Raw genomic sequence first — 19,693 nt, 5'->3', positions numbered from 1 at the left:
GAAAGGGGCCGGCGACGAGCGCCGGCCCGGTGTCGTGTCAGAGACCGGCCTTCAGGGAGGCGAAGTATCCGGAGTGGTAGGCGACCGGCAGGAAGCGGTCGTGCAGTTCCTTGAAGGTCGCATCCGGGTCGAGATCCTCGAAGAGCTCGGGGTGGAGCCATTTGGCGATCTGCTGGACGGCCACGAACTGGTACGGGCTGTTGTAGAACTGGTGCCAGATCGCGTGGACATTGCCTTCCTCGACAGCCTTGATGCCGGTGAAGGCGGGGCGCTGCATCAGGGCGGCGAGCTTCTGTATGGCGACCTTTGAATCCGCGCCGGGGCCGACACCCACCCATTTGCCGCCGGGGACATAGAGCTCCCAGTTGGAGCCGGTGACGATGACCTGGTCGGGATTGGAAGCGATGATCTGCTCGGGATTGACGGTGCCGAAAGTGCCGGGAATGATGTCCTTCGCCATGTTCACGCCGCCGGCGAGCTCGACCATTTTGCCGAAGTTCTCGTCCCCGAAGGACATGCAGCAATCATCGCTGTAGCCGCCGGCACGTTCCATGAAGACGACGGGCTTGTCGACCTCTCCCGCCTTGGCGAGTACATCGGTCACACGGGCAAGCTGCTCGTCGTGGAACGTCACGAATTCTTCGGCGCGGGCTTCCTTGCCGAAGAGCTTGCCGATGATGCGCATCGATTCGTCGGTGTTCTGAATCGGCTTTTCGCGGAAGTCGATATAGACAAGCGGGATGCCGACCTTCGCGAGCTTTTCGATATAGTCCGACTCTTCGGTCGCCGATTTCGCCTCGGTGTTCATGATGATGACGTCGGGCTTCAGGGCAACCGCCTGCTCGATGTCGAAGGTTCCGTCCTTCATGCCACCGAAGGCCGGGATCTTCGCCATCTCGGGAAACTTCTCGAGATAGATGTTGTAGCCGTCGAGATCCGCCTTCTTGAAGTCGTCACGCCAGCCGACGACGCGCCGGAAGGGAGCGTCGGTATCGAGGGCAGCGGTGAAATAGATCTGCCGGCCCTCGCCCAGGATGACGCGCTCGACCGGCACGTTCACCTGGACTTCGCGGCCGGTGATGTCCCTGACGGTCACCGTCTCGCCGAAGGCGAGACCCGAAAAAAGGACGAGCGAAAACGCGGCGACGGAGGCCACCCTCTTGAATCCAAACAAGTTATCTCTCCTGCGATAAGTGTTGTGGTGATTTATGATTTTATGACTTTTCGAGTCAAGAATTATCTTTTAGAAAGCTTCCAGCTTCACTCCACTTTTTCAGGAAAGCCCCCGGAATGCAGACGGTCACGACATTTTCAAATCACGATCTTCGCGACGAGATCAAAGCCTATTGGTCATTGCGGGCCGAGACGTTCGACACCCAGCCCGGCCACGAGATCTTCTCCGAGGCCGAAAGAACGGCATGGCAGACATTGTTGCGACGGCATCTCGGCGACGGCAACGACCGCGAGGCGCTCGACCTCGCCTGCGGCACCGCCGTCGTCTCACATCTCCTCGATGATCTCGGCTTCCGCGTGACAGGCATGGACTGGGCCGAGCCCATGCTTGAGCGGGCACGCGCGAAAGCCAGGGCCCGCGGCCGTGCGATCCGCTTCCTGATGGGCGACGCCGAGAACACCATGGAGCTCGACGGCTCCTATGACGTCATCACCAATCGCCATCTCGTGTGGACGCTCGTCGATCCGCTCTCGGCGTTTCGCGAGTGGCACCGCCTGTTGCGGCCCGGCGGCCGGCTGCTTATCGTCGACGGAGACTTCGTCAATCCGGGCCTCGTCGCCCGTCTCGCAAGAAAGGTCTCGGACTGGCTGGGCACCGGGAACACGCACAACGGGCCGTCAACCGGCGCCCTCACCGCGACACATCAGAGTATCCTCTCCCGCGTCTATTTCTCAGGCGGTGCGCGGGCCGAGGCCGTCGTCGACCTCCTCCGCCAGGCAGGCTTCGACAAGATGACCGTCGATACCGACATGCGGGCGATCCATCGCACCCAGAAGAAGAACTTCGGTTTCCTCAAGGGGCTCGAACGGGCGACCCAGCATCGCTACGCGATCTGCGCGGAGAAGAGCGCGGCGGGCTGAAGCGAAACAGCAAGGGCAAAAGCCGCGTCGGCCGCGTGGGAAATTGCGCCCAGTGAGGACCCGCGCGGCAATTCGTACCAATTTGGAAAGGAATTCCTGCTAATCGGAAGGATGCAGCGCTCGGCGAACATGATGTTTCCTGCGGTCCGCCCGGACATGATGATGCAATCAGCAAGATTCCCGACATGTTCCCGCTGACGAAGAAGCGCGCAATACGACAAACCCGCGGTGTGATGATGGCGACAGCCTTCGTGCTGGCGATCGCCCTCGCCGTCGCCTTCCTGTCTGCCAGCGTCGTGACGACGATGCGCGATGCCGCGGACCGCATCGATGCCAACAGGTCCGTGGCCGCGGTTCAGGCCGCGGTTTCCTCGATTAAGAAGCGACTGGGAGCGACCGTCAGAGACAATGCCGTCTGGGACGATGCCTATGCCGCCGTCTCCTCGCAAGAGGCAGATGCCTGGATCTACGACAACTGGGGATCAACAAGCGAGGACTACCCGCTCTATGACGGCGCCATCGTTCTCGACGCGACGGGCGCACAGGTCAAGGCCTACCTGAAAGGCGAGGAATTCGACGCGGCCTCGACATTCGGCTCAAGGTTCGTCCGGCGGGCGATCGCCGCCTCCAGGAATCGCAGTCCCGACCCTCTCGTGGACGTCTACCCCTTTTCCGGACGCGTGATGACGCTCGCCACAATGGCGATCCAGCCGTTTGCGGAACACCCCGACAACGGAGAATACAAGTCTCTCACCTTCTTCAAGGAGCTGACACCGGATTACGTCGCCACCATTTCCGAAGACTTCCAGATCGAAGGGCTCGCGCTCAACCCGGCACCGCATCCGGACCAACTTAACCTGGCGCTCGACGGAACGAGCGGGCATGCCATCGGATACCTGAATTGGCCGGAACAGCGCCCCGGCTCCGCCGTGTACGAACAGGTAAAGCCGCGACTGGCCATGCTGATCGCACTGTTTGTCCTTTTCCTCGTGGTGGTGGTCGCCTTTTCGGCTTTGGAGCTTCGCAAGGAGCGCGCCATCGCCGCCAGGGCCGCTCATGATGCGAGCCACGACTACCTGACCGGCCTTTTGAACAGGGTCGGCCTCATCGGGGCGATCGGCGCGGCTCGCGAAGGTTCCTCCGTCGTCCACCTGGTCGACCTCGACGGTTTCAAGGCGGTCAACGACACCTGGGGACATGCCGTCGGCGACGAGCTTATCCGTCTTGTCGCCGGAAAACTCGCAACAATTCATCCCGATGTCGTTGCCGCGGCGCGCCTTGGCGGCGACGAGTTCGCCCTCATCCAGCAGGGCCCGTCCTCCCCCGCCGAGCTCGGCGAGCGCATCGTCCGCTCGCTCGCCGAACCTTTCGACATCGATGGCCGGACAGTCGAGGTCGGGGCGAGCGTCGGTTTCGCGGCGGAGACTACAGGTCTTGCCGAACTCGAGATCATTCGCCGCGCCGACATGGCACTCTATCGCGCCAAGGAAGACGGCCGCGGGCAGGTCGTCGCATTCGACGAGCAGCTGGACCGGGAGCGGGAAGACCGGGCCTTTGCCGAGAAGCGCCTGAAGACCGCGATCGACGAGGACGAGATACAGATCGTCTTCCAGCCGCTCATCGCGGCAGCGGACGGAGAAATTACCGGCGTCGAGGCTCTGGCGCGATGGGCGCCGCCGACCGGTACCGTCAGCCCCGAAGTGTTCATTCCGCTCGCGGAAAAGTCCGGCCTCATAGAGACCCTGACGCGCAAGATGCTTCTCGGGTCGATCCGGGCCGTATCCTGCTGGCAGTCGCTCGAGCTCTCGGTCAACGTCTCTCCGATCCAGCTGTGCAACCCGAACTTCGCCGGCGAGGTGAAGAAGATGCTGTCGGAGGAAGGTTTCGACGCCAACCGCCTCATTCTCGAAGTCACCGAAGGCGTCCTGATCTCCAAGCCGGACCGAGCGCGCCGGTCGATCGATGCGCTCCGCGCGGTCGGCGTCCGCTTCGCGATGGACGATTTCGGCACCGGCCATGCGAGCATCGGCACGCTCCGGCAATTCGGGTTCTGCAAGGTCAAGATCGACCGGTCGCTGATGAGTTCGAACAACGACGAGGTGCTGAAGGCGACCATCCATCTCGCCTCCGCCCTCGACATTCCGGTGACGGCAGAAGGGATCGAGACCGAAGAGCAGGCAAGGACCGCCCGGGAAGCGGGCTGCCAGCTGCTGCAGGGACATCTGTGCGGAAAGCCGATGACGGTCGAGCAGCTGCGCGGCAGACTCATGCCGGATGCACATCCGGGGCAGATTGGCTGACTGGCAGTCGTTCACTCCTCCCATCCAGGTTAGCCCTTAGGTCCGGCCAGCGTTGATCCCGATGATTTCGATGTCGAGGAAAGGCCCGGCCGATGAACTTGTGGATGAAGGCCTGTTCGGCGAAATCCCCGATCACCTCGCGCACTACATCGACTATGACGCGATCATCGGCGATCTGGACATGGACCACACCGAAACCGAAATCCACGGAGAGCGGCTGAGTTATCGGTGCCAGTGAGGCATTGGGGGCGATGAATCAATATCCGAATATAAGACGAAAGGGCATCGATAGTCGCCCTTTCGTCTTCCCAAGACTAACGCTTTTCCGGGAAAAGTCCCGGCATCCAGCGAGAAGCCAGCTTTGAAGCGGCCCGGTGTGCTTGCTGCCCTCGGCGGTCGTCATCGGCTCCATCAATCCGATAGATTCACCGCGATCCTCCGCCGCTTTTTTGTCCGCTTGGATGTCCGGTTTATTATTACGCATAACCGCACAAGACCAATATGTTAGATAAATTGACAGATAAGAACTTCAGGTGCTGATGTCCGGTTTATGTCCGCATAAGATCTCGCTTGCCAGGAGGCGGGTGTCCTCGGAAATCACGCAGCCGGCATGCGCAGGTAATCTGCGAAGACTGGCTGGCGAGCGTGGCGAGTGCCTGGCGTGTGACTCTGAGTAGCTTCTCTTGCGGGACACGACTAGAACCTTGTTCACTTGAACGGACATGAGGTTTTCGCTTGTCCAGAATTTCGTACATCGAGTCACGGCACCTCGGTGCAGTCAGGCTCCGTCCATTTGAATGGCGTGAAAGCTATTTGTGGCCAGAGCTTTGTACGCCCCAAAGCAGGTAGCCGCCTGACGCCTCACATCATCCACGACCTCACGTGCGGTCCGGCTGGTTTGACGCCGGCGTGAAGCGGGCGACGAGGGTGTGGCTGTCGCCGGGATAGGTGAAGCGCACCCATGTCACCGGACCCTGCCCGCTCCAGGTTCGCCGCTCGACGACGAGGCAGGCCGTGCCCTTGGCTATCCGCAGCATGCGGGCCGTCTCGGCCTCGGCCGAAACGGCGCTGATCTTGTGTTCGGCAGTCGTCCAGGGCACCTGGCGCAGCAGCCACCGTCCGGGCGGCATTCCGGCAAAATCCGAGGCTGTCGCTTCGGGCACGACCGCGAGATTGATGAGGCGTTCCTCGATGCAGAAAGGACGTTCTCCGGCGAAGTGAATGCACAGAGCCTCCGCCAACGCCGCGCCCTCCCCGATGTCGAGCAGCCGGCAATCATCGGCACTGGCGACACGTTCGGCCTTGCGAACGAGTTCGAAGGCATAGGCGAGGCCGAGCGACTTCACCTCCGCCTCGATGTCGTGGATCTCCAGCACCGCCGACTGTGCCTGCGGCTGGCGGACGAAGCTGCCCGCCTTCCTGTGCCGCTCGATGAGACCCGCCTTGGCAAGCTCGGTCATTACCTTGTTGACGGTCATGCGGGAGCAATCATACTCGGTCGCGAGATCGACCTCGAAGGGAACCCGATACCCCGGCGGCCATTCTCCGCTCAGGATCCGGCTCTCGATGTCGCGCAGGATGCGCTGGTGCAAGGTCGCTTCTTTGCCTGAACCGGTCTTCGTCGTCACTGGTCGCCCGTCCCCGCTTGCATGATCGCCCTGCTTTAGCGCAGCCACCGACCGGACTGAAACGGAATCTTGGCCGCGCCGCGTCGGTTCAATGGGTGACGAGCTCCGCCATGACACGTCGGAACCGCGCTGCGATCTCCTCGCGGCGGAGATGCCGCCCGCCGTCGACGAGTTTTCGTCCGCCCGCCCACACCGAACCGACCCGAATGCCGTTTGCGAAGATGAAGTGATCGAGGATCTGGTCGGCGCCGACGTAAGGGACGGCGGAACGGTCGAGCGTCATCATGTCCGCCGGCGCACCGGCCACAAGCCCCGACCGCCCACCGAGCGCCTGCGCACCGCCTGCAATCGCCCCGTCGAAGAGGCGCCGCCCGGTCGACCCGCCGGGAACGGCGACGATGTTGCGGGCTCGTCTTGCCAGACGCTGCGCATATTCGAGCTGCCGCAACTCGTCGCGGATGCCGATCAGGACGTTGGAGTCCGATCCGACGCCGAACGCGCCGTCGTTCGCAAGATAAGTCTCCGCCTCGAAGAAACCGTCACCGAGATTGGCCTCGGTGACCGGGCAGAGCCCTGCGACGGCACCGGAACGCGCAAGGCCCCGCGCCTCCTCCTGCGTCATGTGAGTCGCGTGGATCAGGCACCAACGCCCGTCCACGCCGGCATTTTCGAGCAGCCATTCCACAGGACGACGATGAAGGGCGCTGATGCAGTCCTCCACCTCCTTCACCTGTTCCGCCGCGTGGATATGGATCGGCCCCTCCCCGGAAAGCTTCGTGAGGGCGGCGAGCTCCTCGGGCGCGACGGCGCGCAGGCTGTGCGGGGCGATCCCGGTGGCGGCACCCGGCAGTCGGCTCGCCGCATGTCTTGCTCCGTCGAGGAGGCGGCCGAACGAATCGAGGTTGCAGACGAAGCGCCGCTGACCGTCGGTCGGAGATAGCCCGCCGAAATTCGAATGCGCATAGAAGACGGGCAACAGGGTGAGCCCGATCCCTGTCTCCTCCGCCGCCGCGACGATGCGGACGGCCATCTCGGCGATGTCGGCGTAGGGCCGGCCGTCACGATCGTGGTGGAGATAGTGAAACTCGCCGACGCGCGAGAACCCCGCTTCCAGCATCTCGACATAGAGCTGTGCCGCAATCGCCTGCATCTGGTCGGGGTTCATCGAGAGGGCGAACTTGTACATCACCGTCCGCCAGCTCCAGAAATTGTCCTCTGTCGGACCACGTGTCTCGGCAAGCCCCGCCATGCCGCGCTGGAAGGCGTGGCTGTGAAGATTGGACATCGCCGGAAGAAGGACGTCATGGCGTTCATCGTCGGGGCCGGCTTCGATGCCGGCGTCCACCGTCTCGATGTCACGCCCTTTGAAGCCGATCCGGACGTCGCTCGCCCAGCCGTCCGGCAGGAGCGCCAGCTTCGCATGTATCGAGGCCATCGGCCCATCCTCCCTCTTCGATCGCTTTTCGTCTTGCATCGCTTCCGATTAAGTATATACATATTCCAGAAGCAGGCGTCACGCAACACCCTTGAGGAGGAGGAACGACATGGCGACGGCGGTTCGCATCTGGACCAATGCACGGCTTGCGACCCTCGATCCAAAGCTCTCGGGGCTGGGCATCGTCGAAGAGGCCGCACTCGTCGTCCGAGACGGACGTATCTCCTACGCGGGGCCGGCTGCCGACCTGCCCTCCACGCTGATCACCTCCTCCGACCTTGTCGATTGCGGGGGGCGATGGATCACGCCCGGCCTCATCGATTGCCACACCCATCTCGTCCATGCCGGCAACCGCGCGAACGAGTTCGAGATGCAGCTTGCCGGGGCGAGCTACGACGAAATCGCGCGGGCGGGCGGCGGCATCGTGTCGTCGGTCGGCAAGGTCCGTGCGGCAAGCGAGGACGATCTCGTCCGCGAGACCCTGCCACGCCTCGATGCGCTGCTCGCAGAGGGTGTCACCACGATCGAGATAAAATCGGGCTACGGCCTGACCGTCGACGACGAGTTGAAGATGTTGCGGGCGGCACGCAGGCTCGCCACGATGCGGCCGGTATCGATCACGACCACCTATCTCGGGGCGCACGCGACACCGGCGGACTACAGGGGCCGCAACCGCGACTTCATCCGCGACGTGGTAATCCCCGGACTGCGGGCGGCGCACGCCGAAGGACTGATCGATGCCGTCGACGGCTTCTGCGAAGGGATCGCCTTCTCTCAGGACGAGATCCGGCTCGTCTTCGACGCAGCAAGGGCACTCGGCCTGCCGGTCAAGCTTCACGCCGACCAGCTCTCGAATCTTTCCGGTGCGGCGCTCGCAGCGTCTTACCATGCCCTATCGGCCGATCACCTCGAGTATACCGACGAAGCGGGCGTGATGGCGATGGAGAAAGCCGGAACCGTCGCCGTCCTTCTTCCCGGCGCCTTCTACTTCCTGCGCGAGACGCGAAAGCCGCCGGTCGATCTCTTCCGCAAGCACGGCGTGCGGATGGCACTTGCAACCGACAACAATCCGGGCACCTCGCCGCTCACCTCTCTGCTCCTCACCATGAACATGGGCGCGACCCTCTTCGGACTGACGGTCACGGAATGCCTTGCGGGCGTGACGCGCGAGGCGGCGCGTGCGCTCGGCAGGATCGAGGAGACCGGAACGCTCGAGGTCGGGAAATCGGCCGACTTCTGCCTCTGGGACATCGGGGAACCGGCCGAACTCGTCTACCGCATCGGCTTCAACCCGCTCCACCGGCGCGTCTGGGGCGATGAATGATGCTCGACCGCGTTCTGCGGCGTTGTCGCCGCCTCTTCTCACCTGTCCCATGGATCAGCACGGAGGCCACGGGACAAAGCCTGTCACGAGACGCCAGCACTGGAAACCGCCCATGACCATCACCCTTCATCCCGGCAGCGTCGCCCTTTCGGATCTCGCCGCCATCTACTGGCACGACAAATCCGCTGTTCTCGACCGCAGCTTCGATCCGGCCATTGAGAGAGCGGCGGCCCGGATTGCCGCGATCGCGGCCGCCAACGAGCCCGTCTACGGCGTCAACACCGGCTTCGGCAAACTCGCCTCGATCAAGATCGACGCGGCCGATACGGCGACCCTCCAGCGCAACCTCATTCTCTCGCACTGCTGCGGCGTCGGCGCGCCACTCCCCGAGAGCATCACCCGGCTGATCATGGCGCTGAAGCTCATATCGCTCGGGCGCGGCGCGTCCGGTGTCCGGCTCGACCTGGTCCGGCTGATCGAGGCCATGCTGGAGCGGCGCGTGACGCCGGTCATTCCGGAAAAGGGTTCCGTCGGTGCCTCCGGTGATCTCGCGCCGCTCGCCCACCTCGCCGCCGTGATGATGGGCGAAGGAGAGGCCTATTTCGAAGGTGTCCGGCTGCCCGGCCGCGCCGCCCTCGAAAGGGCGGGGCTGGAACCGGTCGTGCTCGCGGCCAAGGAAGGGCTCGCCCTCATCAACGGAACCCAGGCTTCAACGGCGCTGGCGCTCGCCGGCCTCTTTCGCGCCCATCGCGCCGCCCAGTCGGCCCTGATCACCGGCGCGCTGTCGACCGATGCCGCCATGGGCTCGTCCGCTCCCTTCACCGCCGACATCCACACGCTGCGGGGCCACAAGGGTCAGATCGACACCGCCGCGGCGCTGCGCGGATTGCTTGCCGGTTCGATGATCCGTCAGAGCCACATCGACGGCGACGAGCGCGTGCAGGACCCCTATTGCATCCGCTGTCAGCCGCAAGTGGACGGTGCCTGCCTCGATCTCCTGCGCATGGCCGGCCGCACGCTGGAAATCGAAGCCAATGCGGTGACCGACAACCCTTTGGTTCTCTCCGACGACAGCGTCGTCTCGGGCGGCAATTTTCACGCCGAGCCGGTCGCCTTTGCCGCCGACCAGATCGCCATTGCGGTCTGCGAGATCGGCGCGATCTCCCAGCGCCGCATCGCCCTTCTCGTCGACCCCGCCCTCTCGTACGGCTTGCCCGCCTTCCTCGCCAGAAAGCCCGGCCTCAACTCCGGGCTCATGATCGCCGAGGTGACGTCCGCCGCGCTGATGAGCGAAAACAAGCAGATGTCGCATCCGGCCTCGGTCGATTCCACGCCGACCTCGGCCAACCAGGAAGACCATGTCTCCATGGCCTGCCACGGCGCCCGGCGCCTCTTGCAAATGACGGAAAACCTCTTCGCGATCGTCGGCATCGAGCTGCTCGCGGCGGCACAGGGCGTGGACTTCCGCGCGCCGCTGACCACGAGCCCGGAGCTCTCGAAAGCCATCGCCACGCTGCGCAGCGCCGTCCCGCCGCTCGAGGAAGACCGCTATATGGCACCGGACCTCGCAGCTGCCGCCGCGCTGGTGGCCGGCGGCATGCTCAACGCCTCCGTCTCCACAGGCATTCTTCCGGAACTGGAGGGGTGAGATGGCCGTCTTCGAACTCACCCGGGGCACTTCGCCCGTCATTCTCGCCTTTCCGCATACGGGCACCGATGTCCCGCCGGACATCCGGGCACGCCTGAACGACAACGGACTGCTGCTCGCCGACACCGACTGGCACATCCATGAGCTTTACGCCGGCCTCTTGCCGGACGCCACGACGGTGCGGGCGACCTTCCACCGCTATGTGATCGATGCCAACCGTGATCCGGAAGGGGTGAGCCTCTATCCCGGCCAGAACACCACCGGCCTCGTGCCCAAGACCGATTTCGACGGCAAGCCGATCTGGAAGGAAGGCGAGGCCCCGATCGAGGCGGATGTTGCGCAGAGGCTCGCCGCCTTCCACGCGCCCTATCATGCCGCGCTCGCCGCCGAGATCGAACGGGTGAAGGCGCTCCACGGCATCGCGGTCGTCTACGACTGCCACTCGATCCGGTCGCATATCCCCTTCCTCTTCGAGGGCCGGTTGCCGGATTTCAACATCGGGACCGATATGGGCCGGACCTGCGATCCACGCATACAGGCCGCCGCGGCAGACATCTCCGCCAGCGCCGAGGGCTACACCCATGTCGTCAACGGCCGCTTCAAGGGCGGCTGGACGACCCGTCATTACGGCCGGCCGGAGACGGGCGTGCACGCGATCCAGATGGAACTCGCACAGATCACTCATCTCGCCACCGAGGCTCCACCGTTTGCCTATGACGCCGAGAAGGCGGACCGGCTGCGTGTCCATCTCAAGACCATTCTGGAGCGCATCGAAGCGATCGCGCTCGACCTGAAACACTGAGGAGAACGTCATGACCAATCCGCGTCACAACATTCGCGAGGTCCGTGCGCCGCGCGGTTCGGAACTCAACGCGAGGAGCTGGATGACCGAGGCACCGCTCCGGATGCTGATGAACAATCTCGACCCGGAAGTGGCCGAGCGGCCGCACGAACTCGTCGTCTACGGCGGCATCGGCCGGGCGGCGCGCACCTGGGACGATTTCGACCGCATCGTCGCCACCTTGAAGACGCTCGAAGAGGACGAGACCCTGCTCGTCCAATCGGGCAAGCCGGTCGGCGTGTTCCGCACCCACAAGGATGCGCCGCGCGTGCTGATCGCCAACTCGAACCTCGTGCCGCACTGGGCGACCTGGGATCACTTCAACGAGCTCGACCGCAAGGGGCTCGCCATGTACGGCCAGATGACCGCCGGCTCGTGGATCTATATCGGCACGCAGGGCATCGTTCAGGGCACCTACGAGACCTTCGCCGAAGCCGGGCGGCAACACTATGGCGGCAACCTCAAGGGCAAGTGGATCCTGACCGGCGGTCTCGGCGGCATGGGCGGAGCCCAGCCGCTCGCTGCCGTGATGGCCGGCGCCTGCTGCCTCGCCGTCGAATGCGACGAGACGCGCGTCGATTTTCGCCTGCGCACCCGCTACCTCGACGCCAAGGCCTATACGCTCGACGAGGCGCTCGCGATGATCGAGGAATGGACCCATGCCGGCGAGGCGAAGTCGGTCAGCCTCATCGGCAATGCCGCGGAGATCTTCGCCGAGCTCGTGCGGCGCGGCGTGAAACCTGACATCGTCACCGACCAGACCTCCGCCCATGACCCGCTGCACGGCTATCTGCCGATCGGCTGGACGGTCGCCGAATGGCGCACCAAGCAGGAGAGCGATCCGAAGGCGGTCGAGAGGGCGGCGCGCGCCTCGATGAAGGTGCATGTCGAGGCCATGGTCGACTTCTGGAACATGGGCGTGCCGACGCTCGACTACGGCAACAACATCCGCCAGGTGGCGCAGGAGGAAGGCCTGGAAAACGCCTTCGCCTTCCCCGGCTTCGTGCCGGCGTATATCCGCCCGCTCTTCTGCCGCGGCATCGGCCCGTTCCGTTGGGCCGCCCTTTCCGGCGACCCCGAAGACATCTACAGGACCGACGCCAAGGTCAAGGAACTGCTGCCGGACAATGCCCACCTGCACAACTGGCTCGACATGGCGCGCGAGCGCATCGCCTTCCAGGGTCTGCCGGCGCGCATCTGCTGGGTCGGGCTCGGCGACCGCCACAAGCTCGGCCTCGCCTTCAACGAGATGGTGAGAACCGGGGAGTTGAAGGCGCCGATTGTGATCGGCCGCGACCACCTCGATTCCGGGTCGGTCGCGTCACCGAACCGCGAGACGGAGGCGATGAAGGACGGCTCCGACGCGGTGTCAGACTGGCCGCTCCTCAACGCGCTTCTCAACACCGCCTCGGGCGCCACCTGGGTCTCGCTGCATCACGGCGGCGGCGTCGGCATGGGATTTTCCCAGCATTCCGGCATGGTGATCTGCTGCGACGGCACAGAGGACGCCGACCGACGCATCGGTCGCGTTCTCTGGAACGATCCGGCGACCGGGGTCATGCGCCATGCCGACGCGGGCTACGAGATCGCCCTCGACTGCGCGCGGGAAAAGGGCCTGCGCCTGCCGGCGATCCTCGGTAACTGAACGATGCGGGCCGCGGCGGGCGCTCAGGCGAGTGCCTTTTCCCGCGGCGCCTGCGCCATCTTGCGCGCATAGGCGATCGCCGACAGCATGTTGGCATGATGGGCCTTGCCGGTCCCGGCGATGTCGAAGGCGGTGCCGTGATCGACCGACACGCGGTCGATCGGCAGGCCGAGCGACACGTTGACGGCCGTCTCGAAGGCGACGAGCTTGATCGGGATATGGCCTTGGTCGTGATACTGCGCGACGACGAGGTCGAAGGCGCCGTTATAGGCGCGGGCAAACACAGTGTCGGCGGAGATCGGGCCGACGACGTCAATGCCCTTCGACCGGGCGATTTCCACCGCCGGCGCCAGGAACTCCGCGTCTTCGGTCCCGAAGAGGCCGTTTTCACCGCAATGGGGATTGAGGCCGGCAACCGCGATCCGTGCCTTCATACCGAGCCGAAGGAAATGCCGGTGCCCGGCCTCGATCGTCGCCAGCACGCGCTCGGTCTTTGCCCGCTCGATCGCGCCTCTGAGGGACACGTGAGTGGAGACATGGATGGTGTTGAGCCGCTCTGAGGCGAGCAGCATGAAGGAGCTCTTCGCACCGGTGAGATGGGCGAGCAGTCCCGTATGGCCGTCGTGATGATGGCCTGCGAGGTTCATCGCCTCCTTGTTGATCGGCGCGGTGACGATGACATCCGCCTTCCGGGATGTCGCAAGCTCGACAGCCCGCGTGATATAGCGAACCGCCGCTTCGCCCGCGACCGGGCTCACCTTGCCGATTTCGGGAAGCGGAGCATCGATCGCGACCTCCTCGACCGCGATCTCTCCGGCGGAGGAAGCGCCTGCCGGTGCAAAGCGGAGCCCTGTACCGGTGATGCGATCGGCCCGCGCGAGCGCCTCGGCGCTGCCGACCACCACGAAATCGCCCCGCTCCTCGGCCGGAAGGCTCGCGAGCGCCTTGACGATCACCTCCGGGCCGACGCCTGCCGGATCGCCGAGCGTGATCGCGACCTTTGCTGAACTTTCCATCGATATCGCTCCTTGCAGGGCGTCCTCACGACCGTCCGGCCGGATCGCCCCCTCTCGTTCAATAGGCGGTCTGGTAGATCGCGCGGATGTCATTGCGGCTCAAGTCACGCGGGTTGTTGTCGAGCAGCCGGCGGATCGCAAAGGCATCATCGGCCATGGCGTCGAGATCGCTTTCCGGAACGCCGAGGCCTGACAGCTTCATCTCGATGTCGAGCTCGGCGCAGAAGGCGTAGGCCGCTTCAAAGACGGTGTCGACGTCGCCTCGCCCCTCGTAGCCGAGCGCGGCCATGACGGCAGCGGTCTTCTCCGGCACGGCCGGGGTGTTGAAGGCGAGCACATGCGGGAAGATCAGCGCGTTTGCCGCGCCGTGCGGCACATGCCAGCGTGTGCCGAGCGGATAGGCGAGCGCATGGCCGCCGGCGGTGTTGACCGGACCAAGACAGAAACCGCCATAGAGGGAGGCGAGCGACAGGCCGGCGCGGGCCTCCGCATCCGAACCGTCGCGGACCGCACGCGCCAGATAACGCCCGACCAGCCTTGTGCCCTCCAGCGCATAGAGGTCGATCATCGGATGAGCCTTGCGATTGGTGAACGCCTCGACGCAATGCGCCATCGCGTCGACGCCCGTCGCTGCCGTCGTGCGCGCCGGCACCGTGAAGGTGAGCGCCGGGTCGACGACCGCGATATCCGCCAGCATGTGCAGGCTTTCGACTGCGAGCTTCGCACGGCTGTCAGGATCGGTCACGAGCGCGCGGATGCCCGCCTCGCTCCCGGTGCCGGCAGTCGTCGGCACCTGCGCGAGTGCGACCTTGCGCGGCCCCTTCACCCGGTTCGCGCCGACCACGTCCGCCAGTTCCTGCGAGGAACCGCAAAGCACCGCGGCGAGCTTCGCCAGATCCATGGCGCTGCCGCCACCGAAACCGACCACGAGATCGGCATCCGCCTCGCGCGCTGCTGCCAGCACGCGGCCGAGATTATGGGTGTCGGGCTCCGGCTTCACCTCGGCGAAGACCGAGACCGATCCCGGCAGTTCGAGGACCTCGACGCGGGAGGCGTTGAAGGCGTCGGAAACAACGAGCGTCCGGCGATAGCCCTTGTCAGCGGCCCACCTGCCCAGACGGCCGGCCGTCCCCACGCCGAACTCGATGATGTCCGGCCGGACGACGGTGATCGGCGATTGAAGACTGGCCATCGAAGAACTCCTCCCTCAGGCCCGCCACATAACATGTAAAGTTGTTATCGCATCAAGGTCGACGACGCAAGAAGCCCCCGCCACAGGGTCTATTCCCTGTCAATCGAGTGCGGTGCCCGCAAGCAAACATACCTGATCGCGCGGCGGCGGACTTATTGCCGAGGCGGTGTCCATCGCCCATATATAGATCTACACGGAACGAGAATGCAGTCGGTCGCATTGGAAAAGGCGAGCATCAGAGGCGCGCGAGGACAAACCGATAGCGTTCGGCCCGCAATCCCGCCCGGCCCGCGTCCGGAGACATCACCGTTCGCTCGCCACCCTTGACCTTGCGTTGACATGTTTACAAAATAGTATCAATCTCGCCTACTATCGGCAAAGCTGAAGCGCCGGAACCGCTCCATGACACTGAAGATCGCGATCCTCGCCGACGATCTCACCGGCGCGCTCGACACCGGAACGCCCTTCGTCGCGCGCGGCCTGTCGGTCACGGTCGCGCTGGACAGCCGGCATCTCGCCGACGCGCGGAATTGCGAGACCGACGTGCTGGTGGTCAATACCGCCTCCCGCGCACTCACGGAGATGGAAGCGGCGGAGCGGATCCGGGAGGCGGCGATTGCGATCGCGCCGCTCGCTCCTCGCATCGTCATGAAGAAGATCGACTCTCGGCTGAAGGGAAACGTCGCGGTGGAGTGCGAGGCACTCGCCGACGTCTTCGGTCGGACTTTTATGGTGATCGCGCCAGCCATCCCCGACCAGCAGCGCTTCACCAAGGCCGGGATGGTTGTCGGACGTGGCGTCGACACGCCTCTCTCGATCGGCGCGGTGTTTGGAAGGACGGCTCTGCCCCTGACGATCGCGGATGCGGCAAGCGATGCCGATCTCGACGGCATCGTCCGCGCCCATGACTGGATGACCACGCTCGCCGTCGGCGCCCGCGGGGTCGGCGCCGCGCTGGCGCGCCTTCTCGGTCATGAGAGGGAGCAGAAGTCGACCCTGTTTGTTCCGACCGGGCGGACCCTCTTCGCCTTCGGCTCGCGCGATCCGATCACCGCAGCGCAGATCGTCCGCCTCGAAGAGAGCCGCTGGCTGCGGCATGTCGGGGACGCGCCGATGGGGGAGATCATGGACGATCCGGCATCGATCGCCCTACCGGCGCTCTTCCGCTGCACCGGTGCGATCGAAGCGGACGGCGCAGGCGTCGCTCGGCGCTTTGCCGCAGGCCTTCAATCCGTGATAGACCGGACGAAGCCGGACATGCTTATGCTCGGCGGGGGAGACACGGCACTTGCCGTCCTCGATCGGCTCGGCATAGAGCTTGTCCGTCCGCAGGGGGAGATCGAGCCGGGTATCCCCTGGTTCGAGGTAACGGGAACGGACGGCCGCACTTTCCGCTGCGCGGTGAAATCGGGCGGCTTCGGGACCGCGGACAGTCTTTTGGCGCTCGTGGCAGAAAGCTCGCGGGTACCGCATTTGAACGAGGAGACAAGCATTGGGTGAACCGGAAAGCTCGGTCCTGAATGTGGAGACGAGCCCGTCGAAGCCGGAACGCGGCAAGGCGGTCAGGCTCGTTGACCGGGTGGTCGACCAGTTGCTGGAGCGCATCCGCGCCGGCAACTATCCCGCGGATTCACGCCTGCCCGGAGAGCATGAGCTCGCCTCGCAGCTTGGTGTCTCGCGGCCCGTTGTCCGCGATGCGCTGGCGCGGCTTCGCGAGCAGGGGATCGTCTATGCCCGCCAAGGTGCGGGGACCTTCGTCAGTGCACAGGGCTCGCCCGCTGCACAGCTCTCCTATTCGCCCGTCAAGACGATCGCCGACATCCAGCGCTGCTACGAGTTCCGCCTGACGATCGAGCCGGCCGCCGCCTATTTCGCGGCAAAGCGCCGCGACGAGGCGACCCTCCAGAAGATCGCGGCAGCGCTTGCGGAATTGCGCGAGGCGACGAGCCACCAGCTCCATCGCACCGATGCCGACTTCGTCTTCCACCGCGCAGTCACCGAGGCGGCCAACAACCACTATTATACGGCTTCGATGGATGCCCTGAAGGCTCATATCGCCGTCGGCATGCACCTGCACGGGCTCTCGCTCCTCGGTCCGAAGCTCGGGCTCGAGCAGGTCTACGAGGAACATAACGCGATCTATCGGGCGATCGCCGAAGGTCGTGCGGAAGACGCCCGCGAGGCGATGCGCAAGCACCTCGAAGGATCGCGCGACCGGCTCTTCGAAGGCCGCATGCTCGACCTTTCCATGGAGACCGCCCCGTCGGACTCGCCCGCCTGAGCGCGTTGCTCAGACGGGAAGCGGAACCGGCGACGGCGAAAAGACCTCGGGTCCGAGGAAGGCTGGCGTTGCCGCCTTGAACACACGCGGCGCCGTTGGCGTCAGTGCCGGTGCGATCCGCAGGATGAGCGCACGGGCCTTCTCGGCATAGCGCCGACCGCTGTCTTCTGCCGACGGCAGAGCGACGAGGGGTTCGAGCACGGCCGCTGCGTCGTTGAAGCGCTTCTCGGCGACGAGCGCGACGCCCCATTTGTACCGCGCCTCGCGATGACCCGGCGCCTTCCGGCAGATGTCGCGGAAGGCTTCGGCCGCTTCGCCGTTGCGCCCCGTTGCGAGCAGCACGTCGCCGAGGCGCACGAGCACCGGCGCCGGATCGGCAAGCCGTGGCACGAGGGAGCGGTAGGACGCCTCCGCCGCGGCGAGATCGCCCTTCTCGAACATCAGGTTGGCGAGCCCGAACTCCGCTCCGCGGTGTGCCGGCACCGATTGCAGGATCTGCCGGAAGCCGATCTCCGCATCGCCCTTCTTTCCCGTGTGATAGTGGTCGAGCGACATCTCGTAGATGTGGCGGATGCTGCGTGGATTGAGCACGCCGCCGAGATTGCGGCCGTCGCGGGTGCGAAAGAGCGTGCAACTGATCGGCCGCTCCTCGACGCCGAACATGTACTTGTAGGGTTCGTTGCCGCGCAGGAAATCGTAGAAACGAAAGCCCTCGCCGATCGCCCGACGAATACAGGTGCCGTGGAGCACAAGGCCCGGCGAGGGCAGCTTCCACTCTTCGTCCCGACCCGTGATGTAGAAGAGCACGGCCTTCTTCTGCCGGTCGATGATGTTTGCGAGTGCGCCGAGCGGACGATCCTCGTACCACAGCACCGGCACGTCGAGGTTGCCGTCGGCGAAACAGTCCATCAGCATTTCGCGCGAGGCCCTGATCAACCGATCCGTCATCTCCGCACCCTTCTGGGGTTGCCAACGGATGCGCCAGAAATCGAAGAGGATGTCGAGGTCTCGGTCGATCGTCTCAGGGGTCGCCCAGGTGATGCGATAGGCCGGATCGCCTTCCACCTTGCGCAGGAAGCGCCGCAACTTCTGTCGTGTCTGGGCACTCATGTGCTGTTCGAGGTAGGTTTCCCATGTCTCGGGCAGAGTGATGACCGGGCAGAGGCAGTTGTCGATGTTGTTCGGGCTCGAACGTTTGCTGTCGCGGAACATCACCTCGGGTCCCTGCAGCGCCTTGATCAGGGCTACCCTCCTGGAGGGAGGGCCGCCGAAATAGTCGAACTTGATCTCGGTCCAGTTCTGGTGCTTCAGATAGGCCGCAAAGCCCGCGACCGCCCGGTCCTCGAAGGCCGGATCGGCGATGAAGCCGGTATAATCGGCGGCATAATTGCCCGCCATGATGATCTCGTCATAGAAGAACCCGTCCTTGTCCCGCTTCGTCTGCAGACGAAGCGGAAAGAAGGCGACATAGGGGGCGTCCACATTTTCCCGGAGCGCCAGGATGAACCAGCGGCGGCGACGTCCGAGATAGCGGTTGAGCCAGACCCAGGAGAGGAAATGCTGGGCATGGGGATCGGCCTCGAAAACCTCTTCCCATTGCGGGCGAACGGCCTCGAAGGCCTGTGGCGTATCTATGACGTCGATCAGCATGGCACTTCATCCTTCCCGTGACGCGTTACAACAATCGGAGGAACAAAGGTTCGAAGGAACTGCCGCCGGGCGGGGCGCGGCGGAGGCGGGATACGGCTTCTTCGGGGGCAGAGAGCACCGGCCATTTACAGCTCTCCCCGCAGGTGTGGGCTCGCATGGATGAAGGTCCAGAGCGCCTTGCTGATCTCTGCGATCTCGGCGATCGATCGTTCGAGCTGGCGCAGTTCCCGTGCGTCCATCTGCTCGACCTTGCCGTATCGGATTTCGCTGTCGGTCTCGACGAGGCGCATCAGCTGGGTGCTGGAGATGTCGCCGCGCTCATCGAAGGAATAGATGCTGTGGTTGTATTTGTTGCGCACCTTCGCCTCCTTCTTCAGCCGCGCCATCAGAGCGAGGACGATCTCCCGTTCGGCGGCTGGCGTGGCTGCGCGCTTGGCAAGCCGCTCCACGAGGTCGATGCGGGCACGGGTGGTGTTGAGCGTCAGGAACACCACGACGGCCGTCTCCTTGTCCACCGCCAGCATGTGGGCGATGATGTAGATCAGCAGGCTCTCGGTATTCGTCCAGACATAGTTGAGCCGCCCTACTCTCAGCAGGACATCGGTCATACTGCCCATGGTGTCCTCCCTGTCATCGGCC

At 64.5% G+C, this 19,693-nt stretch carries 16 protein-coding genes; 9 read left to right on the top strand and 7 right to left on the bottom strand.

Translation table 11 applies throughout. The features are described 5' to 3' along the window. Positions 1-37: 37 nt before the first annotated feature. On the bottom strand, positions 38-1,174 hold the full coding sequence (locus tag EUU22_RS10775) for an ABC transporter substrate-binding protein (protein WP_129332007.1): 1,137 nt from the start codon (positions 1,172-1,174) through the stop codon (positions 38-40). Positions 1,175-1,290: 116 nt separating this feature from the next. Here EUU22_RS10775 and EUU22_RS10770 point away from each other — a divergent pair, with 116 nt between their 5' ends. The 3 genes from EUU22_RS10770 to EUU22_RS25280 all read left to right on the top strand — a co-directional run bounded on the left by EUU22_RS10770 (position 1,291) and on the right by EUU22_RS25280 (position 4,632). After that, positions 1,291-2,094 carry a class I SAM-dependent methyltransferase gene (locus EUU22_RS10770; protein WP_129332006.1) on the top strand — a complete coding sequence of 268 codons (804 nt, stop codon included), beginning with the start codon at positions 1,291-1,293 and terminating at the stop codon, positions 2,092-2,094. 185 nt (positions 2,095-2,279) lie between these two features. Continuing rightward, positions 2,280-4,394 (top strand): bifunctional diguanylate cyclase/phosphodiesterase, encoded by a 2,115-nt coding sequence (locus EUU22_RS10765; protein ID WP_129332005.1) that lies wholly within the window; start codon positions 2,280-2,282, stop codon positions 4,392-4,394. A 70-nt stretch (positions 4,395-4,464) separates the two neighbouring features. After that, complete coding sequence (locus tag EUU22_RS25280) at positions 4,465-4,632, top strand: antirestriction protein ArdA (protein ID WP_165351142.1); 168 nt, start codon at positions 4,465-4,467, stop codon at positions 4,630-4,632. A 640-nt stretch (positions 4,633-5,272) separates the two neighbouring features. Here the strand turns inward: EUU22_RS25280 and hutC are convergent. Both hutC and EUU22_RS10755 read right to left on the bottom strand, forming a co-directional pair. Then, the gene (hutC, locus tag EUU22_RS10760; RefSeq protein WP_129332004.1) at positions 5,273-6,022 is read right to left on the bottom strand and encodes a histidine utilization transcriptional repressor HutC; all 750 of its coding nucleotides are present in this window, start codon (positions 6,020-6,022) and stop codon (positions 5,273-5,275) included. 88 nt (positions 6,023-6,110) lie between these two features. Beyond that, complete coding sequence (locus EUU22_RS10755; protein ID WP_129332003.1) at positions 6,111-7,457, bottom strand: formimidoylglutamate deiminase; 1,347 nt, start codon at positions 7,455-7,457, stop codon at positions 6,111-6,113. A 109-nt stretch (positions 7,458-7,566) separates the two neighbouring features. Between EUU22_RS10755 and hutI the strand changes: the two genes are divergently transcribed. From hutI to hutU, 4 genes are all read left to right on the top strand, one after another. After that, complete coding sequence (gene hutI / locus EUU22_RS10750; protein WP_129332002.1) at positions 7,567-8,781, top strand: imidazolonepropionase; 1,215 nt, start codon at positions 7,567-7,569, stop codon at positions 8,779-8,781. Between the two features lie 112 nt (positions 8,782-8,893). Further along, positions 8,894-10,429, top strand: a complete 1,536-nt coding sequence (gene hutH / locus EUU22_RS10745) for a histidine ammonia-lyase (RefSeq protein ID WP_129332001.1) — start codon at positions 8,894-8,896, stop codon at positions 10,427-10,429. Between the two features lies 1 nt (position 10,430). Then, positions 10,431-11,231: an N-formylglutamate deformylase gene (gene hutG / locus EUU22_RS10740; RefSeq protein ID WP_112691099.1), complete on the top strand. Its 801-nt coding sequence runs from the start codon at positions 10,431-10,433 to the stop codon at positions 11,229-11,231. Positions 11,232-11,241: 10 nt separating this feature from the next. Further along, on the top strand, positions 11,242-12,915 hold the full coding sequence (gene hutU / locus EUU22_RS10735; protein ID WP_112691098.1) for a urocanate hydratase: 1,674 nt from the start codon (positions 11,242-11,244) through the stop codon (positions 12,913-12,915). 23 nt (positions 12,916-12,938) lie between these two features. Here the strand turns inward: hutU and pdxA are convergent, their stop codons facing one another. Together pdxA and EUU22_RS10725 are read right to left on the bottom strand one after the other, a co-directional pair. Further along, a complete protein-coding gene (gene pdxA, locus EUU22_RS10730) occupies positions 12,939-13,931 on the bottom strand; it encodes a 4-hydroxythreonine-4-phosphate dehydrogenase PdxA (protein ID WP_112691097.1) in 993 nt (330 codons plus the stop codon). Positions 13,932-13,989: 58 nt separating this feature from the next. Then, complete coding sequence (locus EUU22_RS10725; protein WP_112691096.1) at positions 13,990-15,123, bottom strand: iron-containing alcohol dehydrogenase; 1,134 nt, start codon at positions 15,121-15,123, stop codon at positions 13,990-13,992. Positions 15,124-15,525: 402 nt separating this feature from the next. Here EUU22_RS10725 and EUU22_RS10720 point away from each other — a divergent pair, with 402 nt between their 5' ends. Beyond that, positions 15,526-16,623, top strand: a complete 1,098-nt coding sequence (locus tag EUU22_RS10720; RefSeq protein WP_112691095.1) for a four-carbon acid sugar kinase family protein — start codon at positions 15,526-15,528, stop codon at positions 16,621-16,623. Continuing rightward, complete coding sequence (locus tag EUU22_RS10715; protein WP_112691094.1) at positions 16,616-17,404, top strand: FadR/GntR family transcriptional regulator; 789 nt, start codon at positions 16,616-16,618, stop codon at positions 17,402-17,404. Before EUU22_RS10720 ends, EUU22_RS10715 begins: the two co-directional genes overlap by 8 nt. Positions 17,405-17,413: 9 nt before the next feature. Here EUU22_RS10715 and EUU22_RS10710 read toward each other — a convergent pair whose 3' ends face one another. Further along, entirely contained in the window at positions 17,414-19,054 is a 1,641-nt protein-coding gene (locus EUU22_RS10710; RefSeq protein WP_129332000.1) for a GNAT family N-acetyltransferase, read from the bottom strand. A gap of 125 nt (positions 19,055-19,179) precedes the next feature. After that, complete coding sequence (locus EUU22_RS10705) at positions 19,180-19,671, bottom strand: hypothetical protein (protein ID WP_129331999.1); 492 nt, start codon at positions 19,669-19,671, stop codon at positions 19,180-19,182. Positions 19,672-19,693: the final 22 nt, after the last annotated feature.

The sequence above is a fragment of the Ciceribacter ferrooxidans genome (assembly GCF_004137355.1).
GTDB classification, from domain to species: domain Bacteria; phylum Pseudomonadota; class Alphaproteobacteria; order Rhizobiales; family Rhizobiaceae; genus Allorhizobium; species Allorhizobium ferrooxidans.
This window is presented reverse-complemented; position numbering and strand designations above follow the sequence as displayed.

Coding starts and splice junctions, on each gene's coding strand:
- EUU22_RS10770 (WP_129332006.1), top strand. CDS start 1,291: ATGCAGACGGTCACGACATTTTCAAATCACGATCTTCGCGACGAGATC.
- hutU (WP_112691098.1), top strand. CDS start 11,242: ATGACCAATCCGCGTCACAACATTCGCGAGGTCCGTGCGCCGCGCGGT.
- EUU22_RS10720 (WP_112691095.1), top strand. CDS start 15,526: ATGACACTGAAGATCGCGATCCTCGCCGACGATCTCACCGGCGCGCTC.
- EUU22_RS10755 (WP_129332003.1), bottom strand. CDS start 7,457: ATGGCCTCGATACATGCGAAGCTGGCGCTCCTGCCGGACGGCTGGGCG.
- EUU22_RS10710 (WP_129332000.1), bottom strand. CDS start 19,054: ATGCTGATCGACGTCATAGATACGCCACAGGCCTTCGAGGCCGTTCGC.
- hutH (WP_129332001.1), top strand. CDS start 8,894: ATGACCATCACCCTTCATCCCGGCAGCGTCGCCCTTTCGGATCTCGCC.
- pdxA (WP_112691097.1), bottom strand. CDS start 13,931: ATGGAAAGTTCAGCAAAGGTCGCGATCACGCTCGGCGATCCGGCAGGC.
- EUU22_RS10725 (WP_112691096.1), bottom strand. CDS start 15,123: ATGGCCAGTCTTCAATCGCCGATCACCGTCGTCCGGCCGGACATCATC.
- EUU22_RS10765 (WP_129332005.1), top strand. CDS start 2,280: ATGTTCCCGCTGACGAAGAAGCGCGCAATACGACAAACCCGCGGTGTG.
- hutG (WP_112691099.1), top strand. CDS start 10,431: ATGGCCGTCTTCGAACTCACCCGGGGCACTTCGCCCGTCATTCTCGCC.
- EUU22_RS25280 (WP_165351142.1), top strand. CDS start 4,465: ATGTCGAGGAAAGGCCCGGCCGATGAACTTGTGGATGAAGGCCTGTTC.
- EUU22_RS10705 (WP_129331999.1), bottom strand. CDS start 19,671: ATGGGCAGTATGACCGATGTCCTGCTGAGAGTAGGGCGGCTCAACTAT.
- hutI (WP_129332002.1), top strand. CDS start 7,567: ATGGCGACGGCGGTTCGCATCTGGACCAATGCACGGCTTGCGACCCTC.